This is a genomic window from Methylobacterium sp. GXS13 (assembly GCF_001455965.1).
Taxonomy (GTDB): domain Bacteria; phylum Pseudomonadota; class Alphaproteobacteria; order Rhizobiales; family Beijerinckiaceae; genus Methylobacterium.
Genome location: NZ_LKKO01000028.1, coordinates 26,996 through 51,933, shown reverse-complemented (window position 1 = coordinate 51,933; position 24,938 = coordinate 26,996). Strand labels below are relative to the sequence as shown.

The window sequence follows — 24,938 nt, the reverse complement described above, 5'->3', positions numbered from 1 at the left end:
TTTAGTCAGGTATCTGCGGCGGTCAATCGCCGGTGAAGGCGGCACCGGAACGGGGCCGCGCGGTGTCCGAGGCGACGACCGCACAGGCTATGCCCGGTGGTCAGCCTCTTTTCCTCGGATGCGACGCGCTCCAACCTCACGCCATGACCACGATCGCGTTGGAGAAGGCGGCACCGGGCTTGGCGGAACTCGCCGCACGCGTCGAAGGCGGTGAGACCATCGTCGTCACCCGGGACGGCAAGCCGGTGCTCGACATGGTGCCGCATCGCCATGCCCGCGGGCTCGATCTCGAAGCCGGCGAGGCATTGCTGCGTGCCCGTGGGATCAGTCGTACGCCCGGCTTCATCGCCGATGATTTCGACGCGCCCCTGCCTGAAGACTTTCTGATCCAGCCCTTGTCGGAGTCGTGAGGCTAATCTCCGACAGCCACGTTCTTCTTGCCGTCGCGCTGAAGCGGCTCGACTCGATGAGTCCCACGATCGCGCGCGCGATTGCCCAGCCCGATGTGGATCCGGCCGCCAGCGCCGCGAGCCTCTGGGAGATCGCCATCAAGGCGCGTCTCGGTAAACTCGATCCGGGCATGCCGCTCGGGATGTTGGCAGAGCTCCTCGAGGCTGTCGGGATCGGGATGCTACCGATCACGGCCTCACACGCCGTCGCGGCCGTCGAGCCGATGCCGCCGACGCATGATCCGTTCGACAGGATGTTACTGGCGCGGTGTCTCGTGGAAGGCCGACGCCTGGTTACGCTGGACCACGCCTTGCGTGATCATCCTCTCGCGGCTCGCTTCGCGGCGAAAAGCTCGGACGCTTTTAATCCGAAAAATCCGAAACCCCGCCCCTGAGCGCACCCGACGCGTCGGCGGCCGCCCGGGAGGCCGGGTCGACCAGCGCATCGTGCTCGTCGGCGTAGAGGTAGCCCGGCGCCTCGCCGGGAAAGCCGCCAGCGGTGGCCGGGTGGGTGTAGAGCTCGGTCAGGCCGTCCGGCAGCTGCGCCAGGAGCGCCGCCACGCGCAGCGGGGTCATGGCGCCGGACCAGGCGAGCCCGAGGGTCCGGTCGGGAATCAGCAGGCCGGCCTGGCGGGCGCGCACGGCGAGCAGGGCCGCCCAGGGGGCGATGTCGAGGGCCGGCCGGGGCCGGGCGCTCGCCTCGGCCCGGCGGAGGAGCTGGCGCGGCTCCCGAGGGACGCGGATCGCCCGCATGCCGTAGCCGCGCCCGATGCGCAGCACCGCGCCGGCGATCAGCGGGTGGACGTGGAAATGCTTGTGGGCGTTGACGTGGTCGAGGGGCAGGCCGGTCGCCCGGTAAGCCTCGAACTGCGCCGTGATTTCGGCGGCGAGCTGGTGCCGGGCGGCGGGCTTGCGGGCGAGGTCGAGGCCGACCCGGGCCATGTCGGCGCGCATCAGGCCGGCCGCGTCGGTCAGGTCCGGCAGCTGCGCCGCCGGCAGGGTTGGCCAGGCTTCGACCAGGACGAGGTGGAGGCCGACCCGCAGGGACGGCATCCGCTTCGCCCGGGCGACGGCGTCGGCGGCGGCCGGCGCCGACACCATCAAGCTCGCCGCGGTGAGGATCCCGCCCCGGTGAGCCTGCTCGACGGCCTCGTTGACCTCGAGGCTCAACCCGAAATCATCGGCCGTAACGACAAGACGCTTCACAATAACCTCGTCATGGGTGTCGAGAGGGCAAGCCCTCTCGCGGGTCCAGGGCAGAGCCCTGGAAAAGAGGCGGGGCTCTGTCCCGCCCTCCCCGCCGGGGCCGCAGGCCCCGGACCCCTGTTCCTACGCCGCCTTGGCGGTGCCCTGACGCTCCTTGAGGAAGCGGTAGAACTCCACGCCTTCGCGCAGGCGGCGCTTCATCATGTCGGGGGAGCGCACCATCTCGCCGACGATGGAGGCGATCTTCGGGGCGCGGAAGTAGAACTTCTTGTAGAACTCTTCCACCGACGTGAAGATCTCGGTGTGCGACAGGTGCGGGTAGTGCAGCGGCGCGACCTGCACGCCGTTCTCGTCGACGAGCTCGGCGTTCTCGATGTCGAGCCAGCCGTTCTCCACGGCCTGCTTGTACAGGAACGTGCCCGGGTAGGGGGCCGCCAGCGAGACCTGGATCGTGTGCGGGTTGATCCGCTTGGCGAAGGCGATCGTCTCCTGGATCGTCTCCTTGGTCTCGCCCGGCAGGCCGAGGATGAAGGTGCCGTGGATGGCGATGCCGAGCTCGTGGCAATCCTGGGTGAACTTCTCGGCGACCTCGACCCGCATGCCCTTCTTGATGTTGTGCAGGATGGTCTGGTTGCCGGACTCGTAGCCGACGAGCAGCAGGCGCAGGCCGTTCTCCTTGAGCACCTTCAGGGTCTCGCGGGGCACGTTCGCCTTGGCGTTGCACGACCAGGTCACGCCGAGCTTGCCGAGCTCACGGGCGATCTCTTCCGCCCGCGGGAGGTTGTCCGTGAAGGTGTCATCGTCGAAGAAGAACTCCTTGGTCTGCGGGAACTCCTTCAGACAGTACTTGATCTCCTCGATCACGTGGGCGACCGAGCGGGTGCGGTAGGTGTGCCCGCCGACCGTCTGCGGCCACAGGCAGAAGGTGCAGCGGCTCTTGCAGCCGCGGCCCGAGTAGAACGAGATGTAGGGGTGCTTCAGGTAGCCGATGAAGTACTTCTCCATCTCCAGGTCGCGCTTGTAGACGCTGGTGACGAAGGGCAGCTGGTCCATGTCCGTCATGATCTCGCGGTCCTCGTTGTGGACCACGACGCCGTTCGCATCACGATAGGACAGTCCCTTGATCTGGGACATCGGGACGCCGTCGGCGACTTCCTTGACGGTGAAATCGAACTCGTTGCGCGCGCAGAAATCGACCACCGGGGCCTGGGCCATCGCGCCGGCGGCATCGACCGCCACCTTGGCACCGATCAGGCCGGCGATCAGCTTCGGGTTCGCGGCCTTGAGAGCCTCGATCGTCTTCACGTCGGACTTGAACGACGGCACCGAGGTGTGGAGCACGACGAGGTCGAAGTCGTTGGCCTGGGCCACGATCTCGGGAAGTTTGATGTTGTGCGGCGGGGCATCGATCAGCTTCGAGTTCGGCACCAGGGCGGCCGGCTGGGCCAGCCAGGTCGGGTACCAGAACGACTTGATCTCGCGCTTGGCCTGGTAACGGGAGCCGGCGCCGCCGTCGAAACCGTCGAAGGTGGGGGCCTGGAGGAAGAGCGTGCGCATGGGGTTCAAGGCCTCAGGGCGTTGCCGGGGGGAGGGGTGAGGAAGCGGAAGCCGCGTTCAGCGTGTCGGTGCGCCGGCATCGCGGCCGAGGTCTGCATCCGGGATCAAAGTACCGTCCGCAACCACGTGATAATCATGACCTTTCCATGTCACCGCCCCCGACACGAAGGCCCAGGAGAAGTTCAGGAACGAGAGGATGTCGCGGATCGGCAACAGTCCGTAGGGGTGCGGGGCGAGGCCGAAGGCCCGCTCCAGCTGCCGGCACAGGACGATGCGGCCGGCGAGCGCCAGGCCCGCCACCACCAGCGCGCCGGTTCCGGCGCCGGGCAGGAGCGCGCCCACGAGGGCCAGCGGGAAGGCATGGGTGACGATCGAGCCGGCATAGCCGGCCGGGTCGACGTTGCGGATCGTGCGGTTCCAGCGCAGCTCGTGCCGCCAGAGGCCAGTGAGGTCGGTGTCGACACTGGTATGGCCGATGGTGAAGCTCGGGATCACGATCCGGCCGCCGAGGCCGCGCAGGGCGGCCCCGATCGCGTAATCGTCGGCGAGGTCGTTGCGGAAGCGGCGGAAGCCACCCACCGCCTCGAGGCTCACCCGGGTGAACGCGATGGTCGAACCGAAGCACGGCTTGGCGAGCCCGAGGCTCAGGCCCATCACCACGTTGGGCAGGAACTGCGCGTCGATCGCCAGAGCCGAGAGCTGGTCGTAGAGGCCGCGGAAGGCCGGGACGCCGTGATACAGGCAGGTGACGCCGGAGACGCCCTCCTGCGACAGCTCGGCGACGAGCCGCTCCACGTAGTCCGGCCGGACCACCATGTCGCTGTCGGCCAGCACGATCACGTCGTGGGCGATCCGCTCGGCCATGTTGATCAGGTTCGACACCTTGCGGTTCGAGCCGTGCTGGCGTCCGTCGATCACGAGGTCGATGCGGGCGGCCGGGTAGGCCTGCTGCAGCCGCTCGACCACGGCGATGGCCGGGTCGGAGGCTTTCTGGACGCCGAACACGACCTGGACCGCGCCGGCATAATCCTGGCGCAGCACGGTCTCGAGATTCTCGTAGAGGTTGGGCTCCAGGCCGCAGAGCGGCTTGAGCACCGTCACCGACGGGCGAGACGCGCCCACGTCCAGCGCTGGCACGGGCTGGGCGGCGAAGCGGCCGGCCAGATAGGCGGCGACCAGCGCATAGAGACAGCCCGCCGCCGCCAGGAGAAGGCAGAGCAGCGAGAGCCACGACAATGCGGTGAGCGCCAGGGCTGTGAGGTCCATCCGGTCGGGTCCGTGCGGTCGTCCGGCCGCCTCAGGCGGCGATCGCCGCGTGCGCGCCGATCGGGGCGGCACGCATAGCGGCTATATTTACGACGTCGGTAGTCACGGTGTCGGTTTTGCGGCGAGCATGCCGTCGGCCCGCTGGCGCAGGAATTTCACCACCGCGTCGGCACCGCCGGACTTCAGGGGCGCCGACAATGCGTTGCGCTGAGCGGCGATCTCGCTCACGTCGCCGTTGAGCAGCACGTCCTGGATGCGATTGCCGGCGTTGACCACGAAGTCGACCGCGGAATCGTCGCCGTCCGCCGCGGTGACCCGGGTGGGTACCACGCGCTGGCTGCCGCGCTCCTCCACCGTCGGGGTCACCTCGAACTTGCCGCCGGCCGCCCGGGCGAGGCGATTGGCGTAAGTCACGGTGAGGCTGCGCTTGAACGCGTCGGTGACCGCCTCCTGCTGCTCCGGGGTGAAGCTCGACCATTTCGAGCCGACCGCGACGCGGGCCATGGCGGGAAAATCGAAGGCCTTTTCGAGCGCGGGACCTATGGCGGCGACCCGAGCGGGCAGGGGGCTCGGCCCGCCCTTCAGGGCATCGGTGAACGCGGCGTAGAGATCGCGCACGGTCTGCACCGCTGGATCGTCCGCAGCCCAGGCGGAGACCGGAGCGAAGAGGGGGGCGGCCAGCAGGGCGACGGCGGCGAGCCGACGGGTCAGGCGCACTTCTTCAACTCCTCGCCCTCGCCAATCCGCGAACCCATGCGGGGCGGGGCGTAGCTGTAAAATGGGCCGAGCGTCGCCGGCTGCGGGACGAGCTTGGCGGTGCGCCCGGGGGCGACCTCCGGCTCACGATCGGTTTCCGCCGCGGCCTCGACCGCGAGCTTGGCCTCGATCCGGTGCCAGAGCAGCAGACCCGGCACGCCGACGCCGAGATCGGCGAAGCGCTTGACCAGCGACAGGGCCAGGGCCGCCTCCGCAGGAATATTGAACAGGCCGCAGAGCGCGATCAGACCACCCTCCTGGGCCCCGAGGGCCCCCGGCACCGCGAAGGCCGCGCCACGGACCGCCTGAGCGAGGCTCTCGATCACGAGCGCCTGCGCGAAATCCACCGGGTAGCCCATGAAATGCAGGCAGATATAGACTTCGAGGGTGCCGATGACCCAGCCCACGAGGTGGATCGCCAGCGCGGCGACGAAGCGGCCGTGGTTGCCGTACATCCGGCGCAAGCTGTCATAGAGCTGGTCGATCGCCCCGAAGGCGCGCCACTCGCGGCCCGAGGCGAAGCGGCTCATCAGGCCCTGGATGATCCGGTGCCCGGCCCGCCGCTGGATGAGATAGAAAGCGCCCAGCGCCGGCACGGCCACGGCCAAGCCGCCCGCCACCGTCCGGGCGATCGGGCCATCGCCGGCGATCATCACCAGCAAGCCGAGGCCGATCACCGTGAACAGTAGCTGCGTCAGCGCCTGCGTCATCAGGTCCACGAACATGCTGGCGCCCGCCATCGCACCGGGCACGCCGCGCTTGGACATCAGCCGAGCGCCGACGAAGTCCCCGCCCACCGTCGCCACCGGCAGCAGCGTGTTGATTCCCTCGCGCACGAACCGCAGCGACACGCAGTCGACGAGCCTGGCCGCGCCCGCCGGGAACACGACGTGCCAGCCGAGCCCCGCCCAGGCGACGGCCGCCAAGCGGGCCACCACCACCAGGGCGGCGCCCCAGCCGGCGCTCATGACGGCGGCCGACACGTCCTCCAAGCCGGAAGACATGAACAGGCCGACGACCGTGCAGAGACCGGCGATCGAGGCCAAGGTCGTCAGGCGCTTCATAATGGTCTTTCAAGCTCGCAAATGGCTTGATGCGGGAAATCGGTCACGGTCGCGGCAGAAATAGGTCCGGGCGACCAAGAACGTTTCTGCCACGTTGCAGCACGGATTACCGGTGTCTATCACCCGTTTGACACACCGGGAGCCAAAGCGGTGGCCGGGCCGAGGAGCCCGCGCAGAAGACCGCGGCACGTCGCAGAAGGGGCACACGTCATGGAGCGCGAATCACCGATCACGGCCGTCGAGGCCGTGAGCGACGACACGCATGCCGGCGGCCTCCGGGGCGGAATGGAGCCCGGCGTGCCGGCGCCTCACTCCCCGGTCATGGCCTGGAACGAGTGGGACCCGCTGGAGGAGGTGATCGTCGGATCCCTCGACGGCGCCACCATCCCGACCCACCACCTGACGGTGATCTTCAACCTGCCGCGGGCGGCCCAGCCGTTCTACCGCTTCGCCAGCGGCTGGAGATACCCGAAGTTCATGAAGAAGCTGGCGCAGCAGGAGCTCGACAACTTCATCAAGATCCTCGCCGGTGAGGGCGTCAAGATCCGCCGCCCCGACGCGGTCGACTTCTCCCGCAAATTCAAGGCGCCGCGCTGGACCTCCCGGGGCTTCTGCGTCGCCTGCCCGCGCGACCCGTATCTCGTCATCGGCGACGAGATCATCGAGAGCCCGATGTGCTGGCGCTCGCGCTACTTCGAGGGCGACGCCTACCGGTCGCTGTTCAAGGAGTATTTCCGCGCCGGCGCCCGCTGGACCTCGGCCCCGCGGCCGCAGCTGACGGACGACCTCTACAATTACGATTACCGGGTGCCGAACCTGAAGGCCGGCGAGCCCATGCAGTTCACGGTCAACGAGTTCGAGCCGGTCTTCGACGCCGCCGACTTCGTCCGCTGCGGCCGCGACCTGTTCGTGACCCGCTCGAACGTCACCAACCTGATGGGCATCGAGTGGCTGCGCCGCCATCTCGGCCCGGGCTTCCGCATCCACGAGATCGAAAGCCGCTGCCCGCAGCCGATGCATATCGACTCGTCGTTCATGCCGCTCGCACCCGGCAAGGTGCTGGTGAACCCGGACTATATCGACGTCGAGAAGCTGCCCGCCGTGCTCAAGAAGTGGGACGTGCTGATCGCCCCGCGCCCCGACCCGGTCGAGGGCTTCATGAGCAAGATCTCGATGTGCTCGCCCTGGACCTCGATCAACGTCCTGGCGATCACCGAGAAGAAGATCGTCGTCGACCAAAGCCAGCCGACCCTGATCAAGGCCCTCAAGGATTGGGGCTTCGACCCGATCCCGGCGCCGTTCCTCAGCTACGGCCCGTTCGGCGGCTCGTTCCACTGCGCCACCCTCGACGTCCGCCGCCGCGGCGTGCTGAAGTCGTATTTCTAGGACCTGCTCGCCCATTCCCGCCTCGGGGATGGGCGATCACGCGGTGGGCCATCTTTCCAATAACGGCTACTGAATAGAACACCGTGTCATTCCGGGGCGCCGCAGGCGAGCCCGGAATCCGGAGCCGCCGACGGCGCAAAACTCTGCAACATCTGAGTTTCTGGATCCCGGGCTCCGCTGCGCGGCCCCGGGATGACAAACCGGGTCCCCCTAGCCCGACGCAGCCTCTTCATCGCGGAAGAGAAGACGACCGTCAGCGGTGATGACGCCATTCAGGGCGCCGAAATCCCCGCGATCAGCGCCGCGTTGAATCCCCCGGGGTCGGACATCTGCGGCGCATGGCCCAGTGCCGGGAACTCTACGAGCTTGGCCCCCGGAATCGCCTTGGCGGCGGCCTTGCCCAGCGCCGGGTAATTCCCGAGCGAAGCCCGCATCTCCGGCGGGGCGAGATCCTTGCCGATCGCCGTATTGTCCTTCTGGCCGATCATCAGCAGGGTCGGCACCGCGATCTGCGGCAGCCGGTAGACCACCGGCTGGGTCAGGATCATGTCGTAGAGGAGCGCCGAGTCCCAGGCGACCGCCTCCTTGCCCGGGCCGGCGTTGAGCCCGGCCAGCATCGTCACCCAGGGCTCGTAGCGCGGCTCCCACTGGCCGGCATAGTAGGTCGCGGTCTCGTAGGCGCGGATCGATTCCGCGGAGACCTTCAGCTCGCGCTGGTACCATTGCTCCACAGAGGTCGGCGGCACGCCCTTGGCGCTCCAATCCTCCAGCCCGATCGGGTTCACCAGCACCAGCTGCGCCACGTCCTTCGGGTAGAGCAGGGCGTAATGCGCGGCCAGCATACCGCCGGTGGAGTGCCCGACCAGGATCGGCCGCGCGATCCCGAGCGTATCGAGCAGGGCGTGGGTGTTCTCGGCGAGCTGCCGGAAGGTGAACTGGTAGGCGGCCGGCTTGCTCGACTTGCAGAAGCCGATCTGGTCCGGGGCGATCACCCGGTAGCCGGCCCCGGTCAGCGCCCGGATCTGGCTCTCCCAGGTCGCCGCGCAGAAGTTCTTGCCGTGGAGCAGCACGGCGGTACGGCCGTTCGGCCTCTCGGGCCGGACGTCGAGATAGGCCATCTGCACGGGCTGGCGCTGGGACGTGAAGGCGAAGCGCTCGACCGGGAAGGGATATGCGAACCCCTCGAGTTCCGGGCCGTAGGTCGGCTCGGCCAAAGCGGCGCCGGGGAGCATCAAGGCCAAGAGGGCGGATGCGAGGACGGATCGGAGCATGGGCTGCCTTGGGCGCCTGATCGGGGGCGGCGGGAAGCGCCGCGCCGCCCGCTCAGATCGGGCATCGGGGCCGTCCTGTCCAATCGATGAGCGCATGCATCTTCGCGGCTGTGCCGACCCGCGCTATCTCCGGGACGTCCCGCGCCGGCCCCGACGCGGCGCGCAGGAGTCCACCGCGATGCGCCTTCCCACCCTGGCCGTCCTCATCGGCGCCCTGGTCCTCGCCGCGGTGCCGGCCCGGGCCGCGGATGCCTGCGATGCGCTCGCCGCCAAGGTCATCCGGATCACCGGCGCCTCGCTCGCCGGGCGGGAGGGGCCCTACGCGGTGTTCCGGGCCCAGGATGCCGAGCGGATGAGCCTCGATTGCCGGGCACCGGCCCGGATCACGATCGCCTCCCGCGACCGGGAGCCCGCAATCGCCTACTTCGTCCTGGTCGGGCTAGCCGCCCGGGCGCTCACCGGCGCGGAGCCGCAAGCGGCCGAGGTGCTGGCGCTCAACCTGCATCAGGACAGCCTGCTGGCCGATGCGCCGCGGCGCGGCGGTACCGGCAGGACCCTGATGCTGTGCGAGACCGGCCCCCGGACGGATGGGCTCCGGGACGACCTCACGGTCTGCCGGGTCGCGCCTCGGCCCGGGGTTTCCCGAATCCGCCGCGCGGGTTAGAGCGCAGCCCATGTCGACACTCGAAACACCCGGCCCCGTCGTCCAGGTCGGCGAAGCGCGCTTCGCCAACCACCTGCCGCTGACCCTGATCGCCGGCCCGTGCCAGCTCGAGGGGCGCAATCACGCCCTGGAGATCGCCGCCGCGCTCAAGGAGATGGCGGCGGGCCTCGGGATCGGCCTGGTATTCAAGACCTCGTTCGACAAGGCCAACCGGACCTCCGGCAGCGCGGCAAGGGGCATCGGCCTCGAGGGAGCCCTGCCGGTCTTCGCCGAGATCCGGGAATCCTTGAGCCTGCCGGTGCTGACCGACGTGCATGCCGCCGAGCATTGCGCACCCGCCGCCGAGGCCGTGGACGTGCTGCAGATCCCGGCCTTCCTGTGCCGCCAGACCGACCTCCTCCTGGCCGCCGCCGCCACCGGCCGCGCGGTCAACATCAAGAAGGGCCAGTTCCTGGCGCCCTGGGACATGAAGCACGTCGCCGCCAAGGTGACGGAAGCCGGCAACCCGAACGTGATCGTCACCGAGCGCGGCGCCTCCTTCGGCTACAACACCCTGGTCTCGGACATGCGCAGCCTGCCGATCATGGCGCAGGTGACCCACGGCGCGCCGGTGGTGTTCGACGCCACCCATTCGGTGCAGCAGCCGGGCGGGCAGGGCGCCAGCTCCGGCGGCCAGCGGGAATTCGTCGCCGTGCTGGCCCGGGCCGCCGTGGCGGTCGGCGTGGCCGGGGTGTTCATCGAGCCCCACCCCGATCCGGACCATGCGCCCTCGGACGGCCCCAACATGGTGGCCCTGCGGGACCTGCCGGCGCTGCTCGAAGAGCTGATCGCCTTCGACCGCCTGGCCAAGCGCCGCTACGCCTGATCCCGGTCAGGCCGGCCGGAGCACATGGATGCGCAGGGGCTGGACCAGGGCGTAGCGCCCGTCGGCCTCGCGCTCGGCCGCGCTCAGGAATGCCGCCTCCACGATCGGCCGCCGGGCCCGGATCGTCGCCTCGCGGGCGGGATCGACCGCGCTGACCCGCGCCAGGAAGGCGTCGAGCGTGGCGAATGTCTCGCGCCGCGCCACCGTCACGTCCTGACGGCACAGGAAGGCGCCGCCCGACAGGGCCGCCGCGATGGCATCCTGCGCGGCGGCCCGAACCGCCGTCTCGTCCTCGATCGGCCGCAGGGCGTCGAAGAAGCTGCCCTCCGCCAGGGGCTCCACCACCACCAGGGTCCCGCCCGGCGCCAGGATCCGGGCCGCCTCGCGAAGGGCGGCGGCCGGATCGGGCACGTGATGCAGGGCGTTGAGCATCACAGCGCCGTCGAAGCTCGCCTCGGGAAACGGCAGGGCCTCGGCTGAAGCCGCCTCGAACCGCGCGTCGGGCACGGCGTCCCGGGCCTCCGCCAGAGCGGCCACGCCCGGATCGACACCAGTGACGGCCGCGCCGTCCTCGACGAGGCGTTTCGCCAGGGTCCCGGGTCCACAACCGATGTCGAGAATGCGCTTGCCCGGAAGCGGCGCGAAGGTCTGGCGGATCAGCGTCAGGGCATCCATCGCGCAGCTCTCCGGTACGGCGCCATCGGGGGCGCGTTCGCACATAAGCAGTTTCCGGCGGGAACGGGATGCCCGGATCAGCGTCATCCCGGCTGATACCGTCCCGGGGCGCCGCAGCCTCGCGCGACCCCCGGTGCCCCCGGAAGAGCTTCCGCCTTGACGGGCGCGTAGCGGAAAATATTCGCAAGACGAATGACGGGCGGGGGCGACCGCCGAGGCAGCAGAGATCGCCTCCACCGGCACCGTCTGAGATGAACCGCTGTTCAGCCGGACCTAGCCTTCAGAAACCGCCAGCGAAAACTTGGAACCCTTCGGCCGACAGCCACGTTGAGGGGCATGTTCGATCGAGGATCGAGAAGGAACATTATGCGCAAGATTGGTATCATCGCCACCGCCGCCGCTCTGGCACTCGGCAGCGTCGCTGCCACGACCGGCGCTGAGGCCCGTCCGTACGGCTTCCACGGCGGATACGGCCATGGTTATGGTCACGGCTACGGCTATCGGGGTGGGCGTCGCGGCATCGGCACCGGTGCAGCCATCGGCCTCGGCATTGCCGGTCTCGCGGCCGGTGCAATCGCCGCCGGTGCTGCCAACAACTACTACAACGGCGGCGGTTACGGTGGCGGCTACGGCTACGCCCCGGCTTACGGTGCTCCGGCTTACGGCTACGGCGCCCCGGCCTACGGTTACTACGGCGCGCCTTACTAAGGGCAGCGATCCGAATGGATGAGAGGGCGACCGGTGCGAGCCGGTCGCCTTTTTCGTATGGGCGTCAGCGCCCGCGATAGGGAGCGACCCCGGTCTCTGGCAGCCAGATCGTCTTCGGTGGGTCGCCAGTCTGCCAGAACACGTCGATCGGGATACCGCCCCGCGGGTACCAGTAACCGCCGATGCGCAGGTAGCGCGGCTCCAGCAGGTCGCGCAGCCGCTTGCCGATCGCCACCGTGCAATCCTCGTGGAACGCCCCGTGATTGCGGAATGCGCCGAGGTAGAGCTTCAGCGACTTCGACTCCACGAGCCAGTCGCCCGGCACGTAGTCGATCACCAGGATCGCGAAATCCGGCTGGCCGGTGACCGGGCAGATCGAGGTGAACTCGGGCGCGGTGAAGCGCGCCACGTAGTCGGTATCGGCATGCGGGTTCGGCACCCGGTCGAGGCGGGCGTCGGCCGGCGAGGTGGGCAGCGGCGTAGCTTGGCCGAGTTGGAGCGTCTCAGGTGTTGTCATAAGGCTTCTATAATGCCGCACGCGGTGCAGCGCACCCATCCGCGCCGCGACCAAATTTTTACTCTTCTCAGCTAAGCTTTCGGCGATCGTCGGCGTGGTCCGATGCAGACCCCGGCACCATGCGTCTCACCGTCCTCGGGTTGATTGGAATGATCACGGTCGCGGCCCTGCCGGTCCAGGCGAGCGGGGAACTCGCGACCCAGCGCCTACTCGACGCCATGACCCGCCACGACCTCTGCGCCCGCAACGATGGACAGTTGCGCAAATTGAACCGGTCCCTGGCCACGCCCCCCATCGGCCACCCTTCTACCCGGACGCAAACACGGTAGGGTTGACGCGCCGTCTGTCACAACACGTGCACAGGCAGCGCCTACGCCGGTGCTTGCCGCCGAACGCGGCTTGACGGATAAGCCGCCGCGATGCGCGACGCCCCGGGCTCGGGGCTGCCGCCGCCGACCCTCGCCTCCGCCAGAGGACCTTCCATGACCGCGATCACCAATATCAGCGCCCGCGAGATCCTCGACAGCCGCGGCAACCCTACGGTCGAGGTCGATGTCCTGCTGGAGGACGGCTCCTTCGGACGCGCCGCGGTTCCCTCGGGCGCCTCCACGGGCGCCCACGAGGCGGTCGAGCTGCGCGACGGCGACCAGAGCCGCTTCCTCGGCAAGGGCGTGCTGAAGGCGGTCGAAGCCGCCCAGACCGAGATCCTGGATGCGATCGGCGGCATGGAGGCCGAGGAGCAGGTCGCCGTCGACGAGGCGATGATCGAGCTCGACGGCACCCCCAACAAGGCGCGCCTCGGGGCGAACGCGATCCTGGGCGTGTCGCTGGCGGTCGCCAAGGCGGCGGCCGAGGCCTCCGGCCTGCCGCTCTACCGCTATGTCGGCGGCGTGCAGGGCCGGGTCCTGCCGGTGCCGATGATGAACATCATCAACGGCGGGGCGCATGCCGACAACCCGATCGATTTCCAGGAATTCATGATCATGCCGGTGGGTGCGGAGTCGCTCGCCGATGCCGTGCGCATGGGCTCGGAGGTGTTCCACACCCTCAAGGGCAAGCTGAAGAAGGCCGGCCACAACACCAATGTCGGCGACGAGGGCGGCTTCGCCCCGAACCTGCCATCCGCCGAGGCCGCCCTCGACTTCGTGATGGACGCGATCAGCGCCGCCGGCTTCAAGCCGGGCACCGACATCGCGCTCGCCCTCGACTGCGCCGCCACCGAGTTCTTCAAGGACGGCGCCTACGCCTACGAGGGCGAGGGCACGACCCGGTCCATCGAGGCGCAGGTCGATTACCTCGCCCAGCTGGTGGCCAACTACCCGATCCTGTCGATTGAGGACGGCATGTCCGAGGACGACTGGGCCGGCTGGAAGCTCCTGACCGACAAGATCGGCGATCGCTGCCAGCTCGTGGGCGACGACCTGTTCGTCACCAATGTCGAGCGCCTGTCCCGGGGCATCGCGGAGCGCACCGCCAACTCGATCCTGATCAAGGTCAACCAGATCGGCTCGCTCACCGAGACCCTGGCGGCGGTCGATATGGCCCAGCGCGCCGGCTACACCGCGGTGATGTCCCACCGCTCCGGCGAGACCGAGGACTCGACTATCGCGGATCTCGCGGTCGCCACGAATTGCGGGCAGATCAAGACCGGCTCGCTCGCCCGCTCCGACAGACTGGCGAAGTACAACCAGCTGATCCGCATCGAGGAGGGCCTCGGCCCGCAGGCGCTCTACGCCGGCGCCTCGGCGATCAAGCATCTGGCGCGCGGCTGAGCGCGCCCGCGTCGTCGTCTCTCGCCACCGTGCGGTGAGGGACGACATAAGCGGCTCGTCTTTAGGGTCCGGACGATTCCGAAAGCGACGGGTGAACGATCTCCCTCAAGATCGCTTGCCCGGACCGTCATTGCGCCGGCAGCGTCCAGACCTTCTGCGGTCGTGCCAGGCCCCGCAGCTCGATGATGCCCACGGCGTCGAGCGCCCGGCCGCACCTTTCCGCGAACGAGTCCGAGATCAGCAGCGTGTGGCCCAGCGCCTCGCACTGGCTCTCGATCCGGCTGGCCTCGTTCACCGCGCGCCCGATCACGGTGAAGTCGAGGCGCCGTTCCGTCCCGACATTCCCGTAGACCACCGTGCCGAAATGGACGACGCAATCGGCCGTCAGCTCCGGTAACCCCGCTTCGCGGCGCCGCCGATTGAGGGCGGCGTTGGCCGCGAGCCCATCCGCGGCCGCGTCGAGGGCGCTGCTGCAGACCGGGCAGGGAAGGATGCCGGCATCGGGAACCGGGAAGATCGCCAGGAAGCCGTCGCCCAGGAATTTCAGGATCTCGCCGCCGTGCCGCGACACCGGATCGCCCAGCGCGTCGAAATGCTCGTTGAGCCAAGTCACCGTGTCGTAGGGGTCGGCCCGGTCGGACAGGGCCGTGAAGCCGCGTAGGTCGGTCATCAGGATCGCGGCCGGCACAGCCCGTCCCTGGCCGCGCTGGATCTGGCCGTCGAGGACGCGTTCCGCGGTCGAGCGCCCGAGATAGGTGGCCGTGACCTCGCGCAGGGTGTGCCCCAGGCCGAGCTTGGCGACCGCCAGGGCGAGCACGGGCAGGACTTCGGCCACCGCCGTCAGGTGGGCCGGGGCGAAGCCCGAGCGCGCCCGGGTACAGAACGAGATCGCGACGCCGCGTAGCGCCGTACCCGGCGCGAAGCCGACGATGTGGACCGCGTATTCAGTGCAGCCCTCGGCGCGGAGATCGTGCAGGACCGGATAGTCGGTCTCCGGGCCGGGGCTGTCGAGGCGCCAGCGCCCGAAAACCTCCTCGCGCTCGAGCATCGCGAAGATCGGGCTGCGCAGCCAATCCGCCTCCTGCTCGGCGCCGTGGGGATTGGGCACGAAGCTCAGGCCCTGGCCGAGATGCCAGTTCAAGCTGACGCCGCGGACCATCGGGTCGATGGCGGGCGTCATGACGCTGACCCGCCAGAGCGGGACGCCGGCCTCGCACAGGCCCTCGCAGACCCGGGCGAGCATCGTGTCGTAGTCATCGGTCGCGGTGGCGTGCTCGGCGATCCAGCGCATCAGCTCGGTCATGTCCATCTGCGCGCATTCACTCCCTGATCCGGCCCAGCAAGATCATACGCCGCGGGCGCGATCCGGCAGCCTCGAAAAGCTCCGTTAACCTTTCCGCGCGAGGCTCCCGCCATGGTCGTCCGCCGCCGCGTCAGAATGGTCCTCTTGCCCCTGGGTCTCTGGACCCTGTCGGCGCTCGTGGTCGGCTTCTTCGTGTGGCAGGCCGAAAGCGGCAATCGCGGCCTGGAAGCCAAGAAGGTGCTCAAGATCCGCGCCTACGGCCTCACCCAGGAACTCGCCGCCGTGCGGGCGGAGCGCGCCACCTGGGAGCACCGGGTCGCGCTGCTGAAGAGCGACCAGATCGACCGCGACCTCCTCGAGGAGCGGGCGCGGATCGTGCTGGGCCGGGTCCACGCCAACGACGTGGTCATCATCACGCCGTGACCCCGCGCCCGACCTGTCCGCCGCGACTTTAGATCCCCTCTGACAAGAGGGGCGACCTGTCAGAGCGTCCGCCCTCGCTTTCCAAACGGTGCTGTCCTACACCCCGTTCCAGTCGCGTGGAATCACGGGGAGAGCGCCGATGGACGCCGCCAAGGAGCCTGCGAAGGACGCTTCGTCCTCGCAACCGCAGGTCGCGAGCCCGGAGGCTGGAAGCTCCCAGGCTGTCGAGGCGCACAAGCCTGCGCCGAACATGCCGCAATTCACCCGCGCGGAAGATCTCCACGCCTATCACGAGATGCTGCTGATCCGGCGCTTCGAGGAGAAGGCCGGCCAGCTCTACGGGATGGGCCTGATCGGGGGCTTCTGCCACCTCTATATCGGCCAGGAAGCCGTGGTGATCGGCATGCAGATGGCCTCGATCGACGGCGATCAGGTCATCACCGGCTATCGCGACCACGGCCACATGCTGGCCTGCGGCATGGACCCGAAGGGCGTCATGGCCGAGCTGACCGGGCGCCGGGGCGGCTACAGCCGCGGCAAGGGCGGCTCCATGCACATGTTCAGCCGCGAGAAGCAGTTCTTCGGCGGCCACGGCATCGTCGGCGCCCAAGTTTCCCTCGGCACCGGCCTCGCCTTCGCGGACCATTACCGGGAGAACGGCAAGGTCAGCCTCACCTATATGGGCGACGGCGCGGCCAACCAGGGCCAGGTCTACGAGAGCTTCAACATGGCGGCGCTCTGGAAGCTGCCGGTCGTCTACGTGATCGAGAACAACCGCTACGCCATGGGCACCTCGGTGGCCCGGGCCTCGGCGCAGACCGACTTCTCCAAGCGCGGCATCTCCTTCGGCATCCCGGGCGAGCAGGTCGACGGCATGGACGTCCGCACGGTGCGCGAGGCGGCGGCGCGGGCGGTCGAGCATGCCCGCTCGGGCCAGGGCCCCTACATCCTTGAGATGCAGACCTACCGCTATCGCGGCCACTCGATGTCCGATCCGGCCAAGTACCGGACCAAGGACGAGGTCTCGAAGATGCGCGACGAGCACGATCCGATCGAGATGGTGCGCAAGCGCCTGATCGAGCTGCACGGGGTGCCGGAGGCGGAGATCAAGGCGACCGACGCCAAGGTCCGCGAGACGGTGAACGCGGCGGCCGAGTTCGCCACGAACGATCCCGAGCCGGATCCCGCCGAGCTGTGGACCGACATCCTCCTGGATGCGCACGCCTAGCGCGTTCCCGAAACACTGGCCGCCCCTACCGAAAAGACGACCGCAGAGCTGAGCATGGCGATCGACATCCTGATGCCCGCCCTCTCCCCCACCATGGAGGAGGGCAAGCTCGCCAAGTGGCTGAAGAAAGAAGGCGATCCGGTCAAATCCGGTGACGTGCTCGCCGAGATCGAGACCGACAAGGCGACCATGGAGGTCGAGGCCATCGACGAGGGCGTGCTCGCCAAGATCCTGATCGCGGAGGGAACCGAGGGCGTCGCGGTCAACACGCCGATCGCCATCATCGCCGGCGAGGGCGAGGATCCGGCGAGCGTGCAGTCCGGCGGCACGCCGAAGCCCAACGGCGCCGGCGGCCATCCGGCCCCGACCCCGGACATGCAGGCCGAGGGGATGGCCGACAAGCCGGCCCCGGCGTCGAAATCCGGCGAGGATGCGCAGAAGGCCCCGGCGGCGCCGGCCGTCATCACCAACAAGGCCGACGAGCCGGTGATGGAGGAGTTCCCGGCCAACACCCCGATGGTCACCACCACGGTGCGCGAGGCCCTGCGCGACGCCATGGCCGAGGAGATGCGCCGGGACGGCGACGTCTTCGTCATGGGCGAGGAGGTCGCCGAGTATCAGGGCGCCTACAAGATCACGCAGGGGCTGCTGCAGGAATTCGGCGCTAAGCGGGTGGTCGACACCCCGATCACCGAGCACGGCTTCGCCGGCATCGGCGTCGGCGCGGCGCTCTCGGGCCTGAAGCCGATCGTTGAGTTCATGACCTTCAACTTCGCCATGCAGGCGATCGACCACATCATCAACTCGGCGGCCAAGACCCTGTACATGTCCGGCGGCCAGCTCGGCTGCCCGATCGTGTTCCGCGGCCCCAACGGCGCCGCCGCCCGGGTCGGCGCCCAGCACAGCCACGATTACGCCGCCTGGTACTCGAACGTGCCGGGCCTGAAGGTGATCGCCCCCTACACCGCCTCGGACGCCAAGGGCCTGCTCAAGGCCGCGATCCGCGATCCGAACCCGATCATCTTCCTCGAGAACGAGATCCTGTACGGCCAGTCCTTCCCGGTGCCGCAGCTCGACGACTTCGTGCTGCCGATCGGCAAGGCGCGGGTCCACCGCACCGGCAAGGACGTGACCATCGTGTCCTTCGCGATCGGCATGACCTACGCGCTCAAGGCCGCGCAGATCCTGGCCGAGGAGGGCATCGAGGCCGAGGTGATCGACCTGCGCACGATCCGGCCGATGGATTCGGAGACGGTGGTGCGCTCGGTCAAGAAGACCGGCCGCTGCATCACCGTGGAGGAGGGGTTCCCGCAATCCGGCATCGGCGCCGAGATCGTCGCCCGCCTGATGGTCGACGCGTTCGATTATCTCGACGCTCCGGTCCTGCGCATCACCGGCAAGGACGTGCCGATGCCCTACGCGGCCAACCTCGAGAAGCTCGCCCTGCCGAACGTGGCCGAGGTCGTCGAGGCGGCCAAGAGCGTCTGCTACAAGTGACGGGCGTCGCGGGCGGACAAGCCGCCCCGTCATCCCGCCCCGTCCGGGTTCGGAGACCAGCCGGCGCGCCATGAGCCAGGATCCCACACAGGACTTCGTCGAACTCGCCATCCCGCCGGACGCGCGCGCGCAGGGCGGCATCGAGGTGCTGCGCGCCGCCGTGGTGGACGGCGCCGTCAGCGTCGCCCTGCGCCGCTCCTTCGACGACCCGGCGACCTGGGGCCGGCTGCTGATCGACCTCGGCCGGCAGGCGGCCCGCGCCTACGCGCTGGAGACCGACATGTCGGAGGAGGAGGCGTTCGAGCGCATCCGCGCCGGCTGGGAGGCCGAGGGGCTCGACCCCGGCGGCTTCAACTAGCGATGGTGCCGACCATGGCTGAGGCGGCTGTCCGGCAGGCGACCTACGCGGATCTCATGGCGGTGCCGGAGCATCTCGTCGCCGAGATCATCGATGGGGTGCTGGAGACGCACAGGCCACTGCCACCCTTACACAGCGCAGCCGCTTTCTCGCTGGCGGCGACCCTGGGTTCGCGCACGCCCCGCAGACGCGACGATCCGGAAGCCTGGATCTACATGAGCAAGCCGGAGCTTCACTTCGGCCCTCAGGTGGTGGTGCCCGATCTCGCGGGATGGCGTCGCAGGCGGATGCCGACCGAACCCACGGCTGCCTTCATCGAAACGCCGCCGGATTGGGTGTGCGAGATCCTCTCGCCCTCCACGATCCGCCTCGATCGCGGCCGCAAGCGCCGCATCTATGGGGAGGCCGGAGTCGCGTTTCTCTGGCTGCTCGATCCAGCCGAGGGGGTGCTCGAAGGCTTCGCCCTCGCGGACGGTTACTGGCTCCTCGTAGACACCGTGCAGCGCGGCGAGACCGTCGCGCTCGCGCCCTTCGATGCCGTGCCGTTCCCCCTCGACGACCTGTTTCCCTTCGACGATCCGGCCGCCCCGGCCTTGCCCGAGACCTGATGCCATGCCGATCAACGTGCTCATGCCCGCCCTCTCGCCGACCATGGAGAAGGGCAACCTCGCCAAGTGGCTGAAGAAGGAGGGCGACGCCGTAAAGTCCGGCGATGTCCTCGCCGAGATCGAGACCGACAAGGCGACCATGGAGGTCGAGGCCATCGACGAGGGCGTGCTCGCCAAGATCGTCGTGCCCGAAGGCACCGCCGACGTGCCGGTCAACGACCTGATCGCGGTGATCGCCCAGGAGGGCGAGGATCCGTCGGCCGTGCAGGCCGCGGGTGCCGGCGGCGGCAAGGCCGCGCCGGAGGCCAAGGCCGAGGCGCCGTCGCAGCCGACATCCGTCGCCGCGCCGGCACCGGCCGACCAGAACACCACGCCCGGCGGCGGCCACATGTCCTACGGGCGGGTGAACGAGGCGCCGGAGGGCGCGCAGCCCGGCGGACCGGCGAAGCAGCCGCAGGGTGACGGCGGACGGGTGTTCGCCTCGCCGCTCGCGCGCCGGATCGCCAAGCAGGAGGGCGTCGATCTCGCCGCCGTGGCGGGCAGCGGCCCGCATGGGCGGATCATCGCCCGGGACGTCCAGGCAGCCAAGGCCTCGGGCGGCACCAAGGCGCCGGCACCGCAGGCTGCTGCCGAAGCGCCCAAGGCGGCCGCGCCGGCTCCGAAGGCGGCCCCCGCGGGCGGGGCGCCGGCCGGGCTCACCCTCGATCAGGTCCGGGGCTTCTACGCCAAGGGCTCCTACGAGGAGGTGCCGCTCGACGGCATGCGCAAGACCATCGCCAAGCGCCTCACCGAGGCGATGCAGGTGGCCCCGCACTTCTACCTCACGGTGGATTGCGAGCTCGACGCGCTGATGACGCTGCGCGAGACGCTCAACGCCTCCGCGGGCAAGGACAAGGACGGCAAGCCGGCCTTCAAGCTCTCGGTGAACGACTTCGTCATCAAGGCCATGGGCCTGGCGCTCACCCGCGTTCCCGCTGCCAACGCGGTCTGGGCCGAGGACCGGGTGCTGCGCTTCAAGCAGGCGGAGGTCGGCGTCGCGGTGGCGATCGACGGCGGGCTGTTCACCCCGGTGATCCGCCGGGCGGACGAGAAGACGCTCTCCACCATCTCAAAGGAGATGAAGGACTTCGCCGCCCGGGCGCGTGCGAAGAAGCTGAAGCCCGAAGAGTACCAGGGCGGCGTCACCTCGGTGTCCAACCTCGGCATGTTCGGGATCAAGCACTTCACCGCGGTGATCAACCCGCCGCAATCGAGCATCCTGGCGGTGGGCGCCGGCGAGAAGCGCGTCGTCGTCAAGGACGGCGCCCCCGTGGTGGCGCAGGTGATGACCGCCACCCTGTCCTGCGACCACCGCGTCCTCGACGGTGCCCTCGGCGCGGAGCTGATCGCGGCCTTCAAGGGGCTGATCGAGAACCCGATGGGCATGTTGGTCTGAGCCGGAGCACGCAATGTCCGACACCTACGACATCCTCATCATCGGCGCCGGCCCCGGTGGCTACGTCACGGCGATCCGGGCGGCGCAGCTCGGCTACAAGACCGCGGTGGTGGACCGGGAGCACCTGGGCGGCATCTGCCTGAACTGGGGCTGCATCCCCACCAAGGCGCTGCTGCGCTCGGCCGAGATCTACCACTACATGCAGCACGCCTCCGATTACGGCCTGTCGGCCAAGGAGGTGTCGTTCGACACGGCCGCCATCGTGAAGCGCTCGCGGGGCGTCTCGGGCCGGCTCAACGGCGGCGTCGGCATGCTGCTCAAGAAGAACAAGGTCGACGTGATCTGGGGCGAGGCGTCGGTCGACAGCGTCGCCAAGGGCAACCAGCCCGGCCAGGTCACCGTGAAGGAGTCGAAGCGCGCCGAGCCGCCCAAGGGCGCCAAGGGCGCCGGGACCTACCAGGCCAAGCACATCATCGTGGCCACCGGCGCCCGGCCCCGGGCGATCCCCGGGATCGAGCCCGACAAGAAGCAGATCTGGACCTATTACGAAGCCATGGTCCCCGAGACCATGCCCAAGAGCCTGCTCGTGATGGGCTCGGGCGCGATCGGCATCGAGTTCGCCTCGTTCTACCGGACCATGGGCGCCGAGGTGACCGTGGTGGAACTGCTGCCGCAGATCCTGCCCGTGGAGGATGCCGAGATCGCCGGCATCGCCCGCAAGCGCTTCGAGAAGCAGGGCATCAAGATCCTCACCGGCGCCAAGGTGACCAAGGTCGAGAAGGGCGCCGACTCCGTCACCGCCACGATCGAAGGCGGCGACGGCACATCACAAACCATCACGGCCGAAAAACTGATCTCGGCGGTGGGCGTGGTCGGCAACATCGAGAATATCGGCCTCGAAAAGCTCGGAGTGACGATCGACCGGGGCATCGTCGTCACGGACGGGCTCGGCCGGACCAACGTGCCCGGCCTCTACGCCATCGGCGACGTCGCCGGCCCGCCGATGCTCGCCCACAAGGCCGAGCACGAGGGCGTCATCTGCGTCGAGACCATCAAGGGCCTGCACACCCACCCGATGGACAAGGCCAAGATCCCGGGCTGCACCTATTGCCAGCCGCAGATCGCCAGCGTCGGGCTCACCGAGGCCAAGGCCAAGGAGCTGGGCTTCGCCGTGAAGGTCGGCCGCTTCCCGTTCGCGGGCAACGGCAAGGCGATCGCGCTGGGCGAGCCGGACGGTCTGGTCAAGACGGTGTTCGACGCCAAGACCGGCCAGCTGCTCGGCGCCCACATGGTCGGCGCCGAGGTGACCGAGCTGATCCAGGGCTACGTGGTGGCGATGAACCTCGAGAGCACCGAGGAGGAGCTGATGCACACGGTGTTCCCGCACCCGACGCTCAGCGAGATGATGCACGAGAGCGTGCTCGACGCGTATGGCAAGGTGATCCACAGCTGAAACCGCTACGGCGCGGGGCGGCTCGTCCGGCCCGCGCTTGAAGCAGCTCAGGGACACATCGTGCTCCGGGAGCGCTGAGCTCCCCTCTCAAGGACGATTGCTGCTGCGAGCACTCCAGAAATCCCAACCTCTCCCCTCATCCTGAGGTGCCCGGCGATCGCAGATCGTTGGGCCTCGAAGAGGCGCTCCAGGGATCGCGCGGCCGGCTAGAGGGCTCCTCCGAGGCCTCCGCCTCGCTCCGGCATCTCAGGATGAGGGCGAGGGTGGAAACACCCGCTCTGAGGAGAAGTCGTGGCCGAAAAGGCCCGCTCGACCCACCGCTAGGTCGCAGACTCGGTGTTCTGGCGCGACCGGGCCGTCAGGGCGAGGCTCACGGCCTGGAACAGGGCGATCACGAACAGGGTCGCGACGCTGCCGCCGATGGGGATCAGCACCAGAGCCCAGGGGTCGAAGCCCCGGACCAGAACGAGCGTAATGGCGCTTCCGATCACGGACGCGATGATCATGCGAAAGATGCAGCATTCCGACGGTTGCATGAAACCTCCCGGTCGGCAGCCCTCTGATCGATAATCCAAAGATCGATCGATTTTTGCAACCACTAATAGTACGCACCTTGCGAACTCTCGGGTGCCGATAAACGTGCCGGTCTCGCGGACGCCGCCCGGGCGTGCGTTCCGGCATCACGGCAAGCGCGATGGACGCGTACTGGACAGCTAAGACCCGGCACGGGGGCTCGTCCGCGCCTGGGGAACGCGGTCCTCCGACCTTATCACCCCGCGTGGTGGGCTGGGCGGCCCGGATTTGGGGCGCCGCCCGCGCCCGCAGGCTCACACGGCCCCGCGCTCCACCGGCTCGGCCTGGTCCTGCGAGGGGACATAGGCGCACCATTCGCAGATGCCCCGCTCGGCGCCGCGGCTGGCATTGCGCTGCGAGCAGAGTGGGCAGACCAGCAGGATCAGCCGGCCCCCGGACCGCAGCGCGAGCCCGCGTCCGCGGAAGGTCACCTCCGTCGCCTCGTCGCCGGCCCGTCGATCGCGCAACCTGTCGCTCATCGGGCCCTCGCGGAACCGCGGGTCTGGCCGCGTGGTGAGGCGATCCGGATCTTCGCGTCCCTCTGCATGGCTCCGCTTCCCCCCACCGAGTCCAGGGATACAAGCGGCGGGCCAACGAATGGCTCCGCTTGGCCTGCAAATCCCCTGGATGCGCCGGGTGCGAATCCTGCCTATGACTCTGCCCCGACTCGGAGGCTGGCCGCCGACGGGAGGGGCGGTCCGGGAACGGCGCACGTCCGATCGCGACCGCGGCGCCGGGCCCGATCGCGGCGCGATCGCGCGTGATCGTCAGGCAGGAGCGGTGTGGGACACGATGCCGGAGCAAGCAGACATGCAGGCCCTGAAGGCCCTGCCGACCTACGCGGATGTCGCCCGGGCGGCCGAGCGCATCGCCGGGGTCGCGCATCGCACCCCGGTGCTGACCTCGCGCACCGCGGACGCGATGACCGGCGCCAAGCTGTTCTTCAAGGCCGAGAACCTGCAGCGGGGCGGGGCCTTCAAGTTCCGCGGGGCCTACAACGCGATCAGCGCCCTGCCGGAGGCGGTGCGTGCCCGCGGGGTGCTGTCCTTCTCCTCGGGCAACCACGCCCAGGCGATCGCCCTGGCGAGCCAGCTGCTCGGCATCCCGGCGACCATCGTCATGCCGTCCGACGCGCCCGCCGCCAAGATCGCCGCGACCCGGGGCTACGGCGCCGAGGTCGTGCTGTACGACCGCTACAGCCAGGATCGCGAGGCGCTGGGGCGCGCGCTCGCCGAGCCCCGGGGCATGACGGTGATCCCGCCGTTCAACCATCCGGACGTGATCGCCGGGCAGGGGACCCTGGCGCAGGAGCTGATCGAGGAGGCCGGCCCCCTCGACGTGCTGGTGGCGTGCCTGGGCGGCGGCGGCCAGCTCGCGGGCTGCGCGCTCGCCGCCGCCGCACTGTCGCCCGGCTGCCGGGTGCTCGGCGTCGAGCCGGAGGCGGGCAATGACGGGCAGCAATCGTTCCGCTCCGGACAGGTCGTCACCATCCCGGTGCCCCGGACCATCGCGGACGGGGCGCAATCGACGGCGCTCGGCGACCTCACCTTCGCGATCATCCGCCGGGACGTCGCCGACATCCTCACGGTCTCGGACGCGCAGCTCGTCGCGACCATGCGGTTCTTCGCCGAGCGGATGAAGCTTCTGGTCGAGCCGACCGGCTGCCTCGCGGCGGCTGCGGTGCTGCACGGGCTGGTCGACGTGAAGGCCAAGCGCGTCGGCGTGGTGATCAGCGGCGGCAACGTCGATCTCGCCACCTTCGCGCAGCTGGTGGGCGAAACCGCCTGACGCGCCGAATGCCGCGGCCCTGTGGCCCGGCCGGAGTGGACCGGGGGGCGACGGATGCTTATCTTGTGCCTGTCAGAATGCGCGCTCCCGGGCCTTGAACCCGGATGGGCGGGAGG

General features: G+C 69.2%; 27 protein-coding genes. 16 read left to right on the top strand and 11 right to left on the bottom strand.

Features of this window, described 5'->3' with window-relative positions; all coding sequences use genetic code 11:
• Window positions 1-143 precede the first annotated feature (143 nt).
• A complete protein-coding gene (locus tag AO398_RS10575) occupies window positions 144-410 on the top strand; it encodes a prevent-host-death protein (RefSeq protein WP_058192009.1) in 267 nt (88 codons plus the stop codon).
• The gene (locus AO398_RS10570) at window positions 407-844 is read left to right on the top strand and encodes a type II toxin-antitoxin system VapC family toxin (protein WP_058192008.1); all 438 of its coding nucleotides are present in this window, start codon (window positions 407-409) and stop codon (window positions 842-844) included. Before AO398_RS10575 ends, AO398_RS10570 begins: the two co-directional genes overlap by 4 nt.
• Here the strand turns inward: AO398_RS10570 and hpnK are convergent.
• From hpnK to AO398_RS10545, 5 genes are all read right to left on the bottom strand, one after another.
• A complete protein-coding gene (gene hpnK, locus AO398_RS10565) occupies window positions 813-1,655 on the bottom strand; it encodes a hopanoid biosynthesis-associated protein HpnK (RefSeq protein ID WP_058192007.1) in 843 nt (280 codons plus the stop codon). The genes AO398_RS10570 and hpnK overlap by 32 nt on opposite strands.
• Before the next feature lie 123 nt (window positions 1,656-1,778).
• Complete coding sequence (hpnJ, locus tag AO398_RS10560; RefSeq protein WP_058192006.1) at window positions 1,779-3,212, bottom strand: hopanoid biosynthesis associated radical SAM protein HpnJ; 1,434 nt, start codon at window positions 3,210-3,212, stop codon at window positions 1,779-1,781.
• 57 nt (window positions 3,213-3,269) lie between these two features.
• A complete protein-coding gene (gene hpnI, locus AO398_RS10555; protein WP_058192005.1) occupies window positions 3,270-4,478 on the bottom strand; it encodes a bacteriohopanetetrol glucosamine biosynthesis glycosyltransferase HpnI in 1,209 nt (402 codons plus the stop codon).
• Window positions 4,479-4,580: 102 nt separating this feature from the next.
• The gene (locus AO398_RS10550; RefSeq protein ID WP_058192004.1) at window positions 4,581-5,195 is read right to left on the bottom strand and encodes an ABC transporter substrate-binding protein; all 615 of its coding nucleotides are present in this window, start codon (window positions 5,193-5,195) and stop codon (window positions 4,581-4,583) included.
• A complete protein-coding gene (locus AO398_RS10545; protein WP_058192003.1) occupies window positions 5,186-6,298 on the bottom strand; it encodes a flippase-like domain-containing protein in 1,113 nt (370 codons plus the stop codon). Before AO398_RS10545 ends, AO398_RS10550 begins: the two co-directional genes overlap by 10 nt.
• Window positions 6,299-6,508: 210 nt before the next feature.
• Between AO398_RS10545 and AO398_RS10540 the strand changes: the two genes are divergently transcribed.
• Window positions 6,509-7,684: a hypothetical protein gene (locus tag AO398_RS10540; protein ID WP_058192002.1), complete on the top strand. Its 1,176-nt coding sequence runs from the start codon at window positions 6,509-6,511 to the stop codon at window positions 7,682-7,684.
• 272 nt (window positions 7,685-7,956) lie between these two features.
• Here the strand turns inward: AO398_RS10540 and AO398_RS10535 are convergent, their stop codons facing one another.
• Window positions 7,957-8,955 (bottom strand): alpha/beta hydrolase, encoded by a 999-nt coding sequence (locus AO398_RS10535; protein ID WP_058192001.1) that lies wholly within the window; start codon window positions 8,953-8,955, stop codon window positions 7,957-7,959.
• 178 nt (window positions 8,956-9,133) lie between these two features.
• Between AO398_RS10535 and AO398_RS10530 the strand changes: the two genes are divergently transcribed.
• Together AO398_RS10530 and kdsA are read left to right on the top strand one after the other, a co-directional pair.
• Window positions 9,134-9,619, top strand: coding sequence for a hypothetical protein (locus AO398_RS10530; RefSeq protein ID WP_058192036.1), 486 nt, complete (start codon window positions 9,134-9,136; stop codon window positions 9,617-9,619).
• Window positions 9,620-9,629: 10 nt separating this feature from the next.
• On the top strand, window positions 9,630-10,484 hold the full coding sequence (kdsA, locus tag AO398_RS10525) for a 3-deoxy-8-phosphooctulonate synthase (protein ID WP_058192000.1): 855 nt from the start codon (window positions 9,630-9,632) through the stop codon (window positions 10,482-10,484).
• Between the two features lie 6 nt (window positions 10,485-10,490).
• On the opposite strand, the gene AO398_RS10520 is transcribed toward kdsA, so the two are convergent.
• Window positions 10,491-11,159, bottom strand: a complete 669-nt coding sequence (locus AO398_RS10520; RefSeq protein ID WP_058192035.1) for a class I SAM-dependent methyltransferase — start codon at window positions 11,157-11,159, stop codon at window positions 10,491-10,493.
• A gap of 366 nt (window positions 11,160-11,525) precedes the next feature.
• On the opposite strand from AO398_RS10520, the gene AO398_RS10515 reads away from it, so the two are divergent.
• On the top strand, window positions 11,526-11,867 hold the full coding sequence (locus AO398_RS10515) for a hypothetical protein (RefSeq protein ID WP_058191999.1): 342 nt from the start codon (window positions 11,526-11,528) through the stop codon (window positions 11,865-11,867).
• A gap of 64 nt (window positions 11,868-11,931) precedes the next feature.
• Here the strand turns inward: AO398_RS10515 and queF are convergent, their stop codons facing one another.
• Window positions 11,932-12,384 (bottom strand): preQ(1) synthase, encoded by a 453-nt coding sequence (gene queF / locus AO398_RS10510; RefSeq protein WP_058191998.1) that lies wholly within the window; start codon window positions 12,382-12,384, stop codon window positions 11,932-11,934.
• 119 nt (window positions 12,385-12,503) lie between these two features.
• Between queF and AO398_RS10505 the strand changes: the two genes are divergently transcribed.
• Both AO398_RS10505 and eno read left to right on the top strand, forming a co-directional pair.
• Window positions 12,504-12,713 carry a hypothetical protein gene (locus AO398_RS10505; protein ID WP_058191997.1) on the top strand — a complete coding sequence of 70 codons (210 nt, stop codon included), beginning with the start codon at window positions 12,504-12,506 and terminating at the stop codon, window positions 12,711-12,713.
• Between the two features lie 153 nt (window positions 12,714-12,866).
• On the top strand, window positions 12,867-14,156 hold the full coding sequence (gene eno, locus AO398_RS10500; RefSeq protein ID WP_058191996.1) for a phosphopyruvate hydratase: 1,290 nt from the start codon (window positions 12,867-12,869) through the stop codon (window positions 14,154-14,156).
• 127 nt (window positions 14,157-14,283) lie between these two features.
• Here the strand turns inward: eno and AO398_RS10495 are convergent, their stop codons facing one another.
• Window positions 14,284-15,465 carry an adenylate/guanylate cyclase domain-containing protein gene (locus AO398_RS10495; protein WP_058191995.1) on the bottom strand — a complete coding sequence of 394 codons (1,182 nt, stop codon included), beginning with the start codon at window positions 15,463-15,465 and terminating at the stop codon, window positions 14,284-14,286.
• Window positions 15,466-15,570: 105 nt separating this feature from the next.
• On the opposite strand from AO398_RS10495, the gene AO398_RS10490 reads away from it, so the two are divergent.
• The 7 genes from AO398_RS10490 (at window position 15,571) to lpdA (ending at window position 22,461) form a co-directional block, all read left to right on the top strand.
• Window positions 15,571-15,882: a septum formation initiator family protein gene (locus tag AO398_RS10490; protein WP_007566199.1), complete on the top strand. Its 312-nt coding sequence runs from the start codon at window positions 15,571-15,573 to the stop codon at window positions 15,880-15,882.
• A gap of 250 nt (window positions 15,883-16,132) precedes the next feature.
• Window positions 16,133-17,110, top strand: a complete 978-nt coding sequence (gene pdhA, locus AO398_RS10485) for a pyruvate dehydrogenase (acetyl-transferring) E1 component subunit alpha (protein WP_243957616.1) — start codon at window positions 16,133-16,135, stop codon at window positions 17,108-17,110.
• 54 nt (window positions 17,111-17,164) lie between these two features.
• On the top strand, window positions 17,165-18,607 hold the full coding sequence (locus tag AO398_RS10480) for a pyruvate dehydrogenase complex E1 component subunit beta (protein ID WP_058191993.1): 1,443 nt from the start codon (window positions 17,165-17,167) through the stop codon (window positions 18,605-18,607).
• Window positions 18,608-18,677: 70 nt separating this feature from the next.
• The gene (locus tag AO398_RS10475; RefSeq protein WP_058191992.1) at window positions 18,678-18,965 is read left to right on the top strand and encodes a DUF5076 domain-containing protein; all 288 of its coding nucleotides are present in this window, start codon (window positions 18,678-18,680) and stop codon (window positions 18,963-18,965) included.
• Window positions 18,966-18,979: 14 nt separating this feature from the next.
• Complete coding sequence (locus AO398_RS10470; protein WP_058192034.1) at window positions 18,980-19,573, top strand: Uma2 family endonuclease; 594 nt, start codon at window positions 18,980-18,982, stop codon at window positions 19,571-19,573.
• A 4-nt stretch (window positions 19,574-19,577) separates the two neighbouring features.
• The gene (locus AO398_RS10465; RefSeq protein ID WP_058191991.1) at window positions 19,578-21,008 is read left to right on the top strand and encodes a pyruvate dehydrogenase complex dihydrolipoamide acetyltransferase; all 1,431 of its coding nucleotides are present in this window, start codon (window positions 19,578-19,580) and stop codon (window positions 21,006-21,008) included.
• A 13-nt stretch (window positions 21,009-21,021) separates the two neighbouring features.
• Complete coding sequence (lpdA, locus tag AO398_RS10460) at window positions 21,022-22,461, top strand: dihydrolipoyl dehydrogenase (RefSeq protein ID WP_058191990.1); 1,440 nt, start codon at window positions 21,022-21,024, stop codon at window positions 22,459-22,461.
• A 320-nt stretch (window positions 22,462-22,781) separates the two neighbouring features.
• Here lpdA and AO398_RS10455 read toward each other — a convergent pair whose 3' ends face one another.
• Both AO398_RS10455 and AO398_RS10450 read right to left on the bottom strand, forming a co-directional pair.
• Complete coding sequence (locus AO398_RS10455; protein WP_058191989.1) at window positions 22,782-22,997, bottom strand: hypothetical protein; 216 nt, start codon at window positions 22,995-22,997, stop codon at window positions 22,782-22,784.
• 291 nt (window positions 22,998-23,288) lie between these two features.
• Window positions 23,289-23,513 carry a hypothetical protein gene (locus tag AO398_RS10450; protein ID WP_058191988.1) on the bottom strand — a complete coding sequence of 75 codons (225 nt, stop codon included), beginning with the start codon at window positions 23,511-23,513 and terminating at the stop codon, window positions 23,289-23,291.
• Between the two features lie 331 nt (window positions 23,514-23,844).
• On the opposite strand from AO398_RS10450, the gene AO398_RS10445 reads away from it, so the two are divergent.
• On the top strand, window positions 23,845-24,822 hold the full coding sequence (locus AO398_RS10445) for a threo-3-hydroxy-L-aspartate ammonia-lyase (RefSeq protein ID WP_058191987.1): 978 nt from the start codon (window positions 23,845-23,847) through the stop codon (window positions 24,820-24,822).
• Window positions 24,823-24,938 lie beyond the last annotated feature (116 nt).

Bases quoted from the DNA above. Each gene is read 5' to 3' on its own strand.
- AO398_RS10505 (WP_058191997.1), top strand. From the start codon at position 12,504: ATGCGTCTCACCGTCCTCGGGTTGATTGGAATGATCACGGTCGCGGCC.
- AO398_RS10480 (WP_058191993.1), top strand. From the start codon at position 17,165: ATGGCGATCGACATCCTGATGCCCGCCCTCTCCCCCACCATGGAGGAG.
- eno (WP_058191996.1), top strand. From the start codon at position 12,867: ATGACCGCGATCACCAATATCAGCGCCCGCGAGATCCTCGACAGCCGC.
- AO398_RS10535 (WP_058192001.1), bottom strand. From the start codon at position 8,955: ATGCTCCGATCCGTCCTCGCATCCGCCCTCTTGGCCTTGATGCTCCCC.
- AO398_RS10515 (WP_058191999.1), top strand. From the start codon at position 11,526: ATGCGCAAGATTGGTATCATCGCCACCGCCGCCGCTCTGGCACTCGGC.
- AO398_RS10575 (WP_058192009.1), top strand. From the start codon at position 144: ATGACCACGATCGCGTTGGAGAAGGCGGCACCGGGCTTGGCGGAACTC.
- AO398_RS10445 (WP_058191987.1), top strand. From the start codon at position 23,845: ATGCAGGCCCTGAAGGCCCTGCCGACCTACGCGGATGTCGCCCGGGCG.
- queF (WP_058191998.1), bottom strand. From the start codon at position 12,384: ATGACAACACCTGAGACGCTCCAACTCGGCCAAGCTACGCCGCTGCCC.
- AO398_RS10530 (WP_058192036.1), top strand. From the start codon at position 9,134: ATGCGCCTTCCCACCCTGGCCGTCCTCATCGGCGCCCTGGTCCTCGCC.
- AO398_RS10465 (WP_058191991.1), top strand. From the start codon at position 19,578: ATGCCGATCAACGTGCTCATGCCCGCCCTCTCGCCGACCATGGAGAAG.
- AO398_RS10455 (WP_058191989.1), bottom strand. From the start codon at position 22,997: ATGCAACCGTCGGAATGCTGCATCTTTCGCATGATCATCGCGTCCGTG.
- hpnJ (WP_058192006.1), bottom strand. From the start codon at position 3,212: ATGCGCACGCTCTTCCTCCAGGCCCCCACCTTCGACGGTTTCGACGGC.
- lpdA (WP_058191990.1), top strand. From the start codon at position 21,022: ATGTCCGACACCTACGACATCCTCATCATCGGCGCCGGCCCCGGTGGC.
- AO398_RS10545 (WP_058192003.1), bottom strand. From the start codon at position 6,298: ATGAAGCGCCTGACGACCTTGGCCTCGATCGCCGGTCTCTGCACGGTC.
- hpnI (WP_058192005.1), bottom strand. From the start codon at position 4,478: ATGGACCTCACAGCCCTGGCGCTCACCGCATTGTCGTGGCTCTCGCTG.
- AO398_RS10520 (WP_058192035.1), bottom strand. From the start codon at position 11,159: ATGGATGCCCTGACGCTGATCCGCCAGACCTTCGCGCCGCTTCCGGGC.
- AO398_RS10470 (WP_058192034.1), top strand. From the start codon at position 18,980: ATGGCTGAGGCGGCTGTCCGGCAGGCGACCTACGCGGATCTCATGGCG.
- kdsA (WP_058192000.1), top strand. From the start codon at position 9,630: ATGTCGACACTCGAAACACCCGGCCCCGTCGTCCAGGTCGGCGAAGCG.
- pdhA (WP_243957616.1), top strand. From the start codon at position 16,133: ATGCCGCAATTCACCCGCGCGGAAGATCTCCACGCCTATCACGAGATG.
- AO398_RS10490 (WP_007566199.1), top strand. From the start codon at position 15,571: ATGGTCGTCCGCCGCCGCGTCAGAATGGTCCTCTTGCCCCTGGGTCTC.
- AO398_RS10495 (WP_058191995.1), bottom strand. From the start codon at position 15,465: ATGGACATGACCGAGCTGATGCGCTGGATCGCCGAGCACGCCACCGCG.
- AO398_RS10450 (WP_058191988.1), bottom strand. From the start codon at position 23,513: ATGAGCGACAGGTTGCGCGATCGACGGGCCGGCGACGAGGCGACGGAG.
- AO398_RS10475 (WP_058191992.1), top strand. From the start codon at position 18,678: ATGAGCCAGGATCCCACACAGGACTTCGTCGAACTCGCCATCCCGCCG.
- AO398_RS10540 (WP_058192002.1), top strand. From the start codon at position 6,509: ATGGAGCGCGAATCACCGATCACGGCCGTCGAGGCCGTGAGCGACGAC.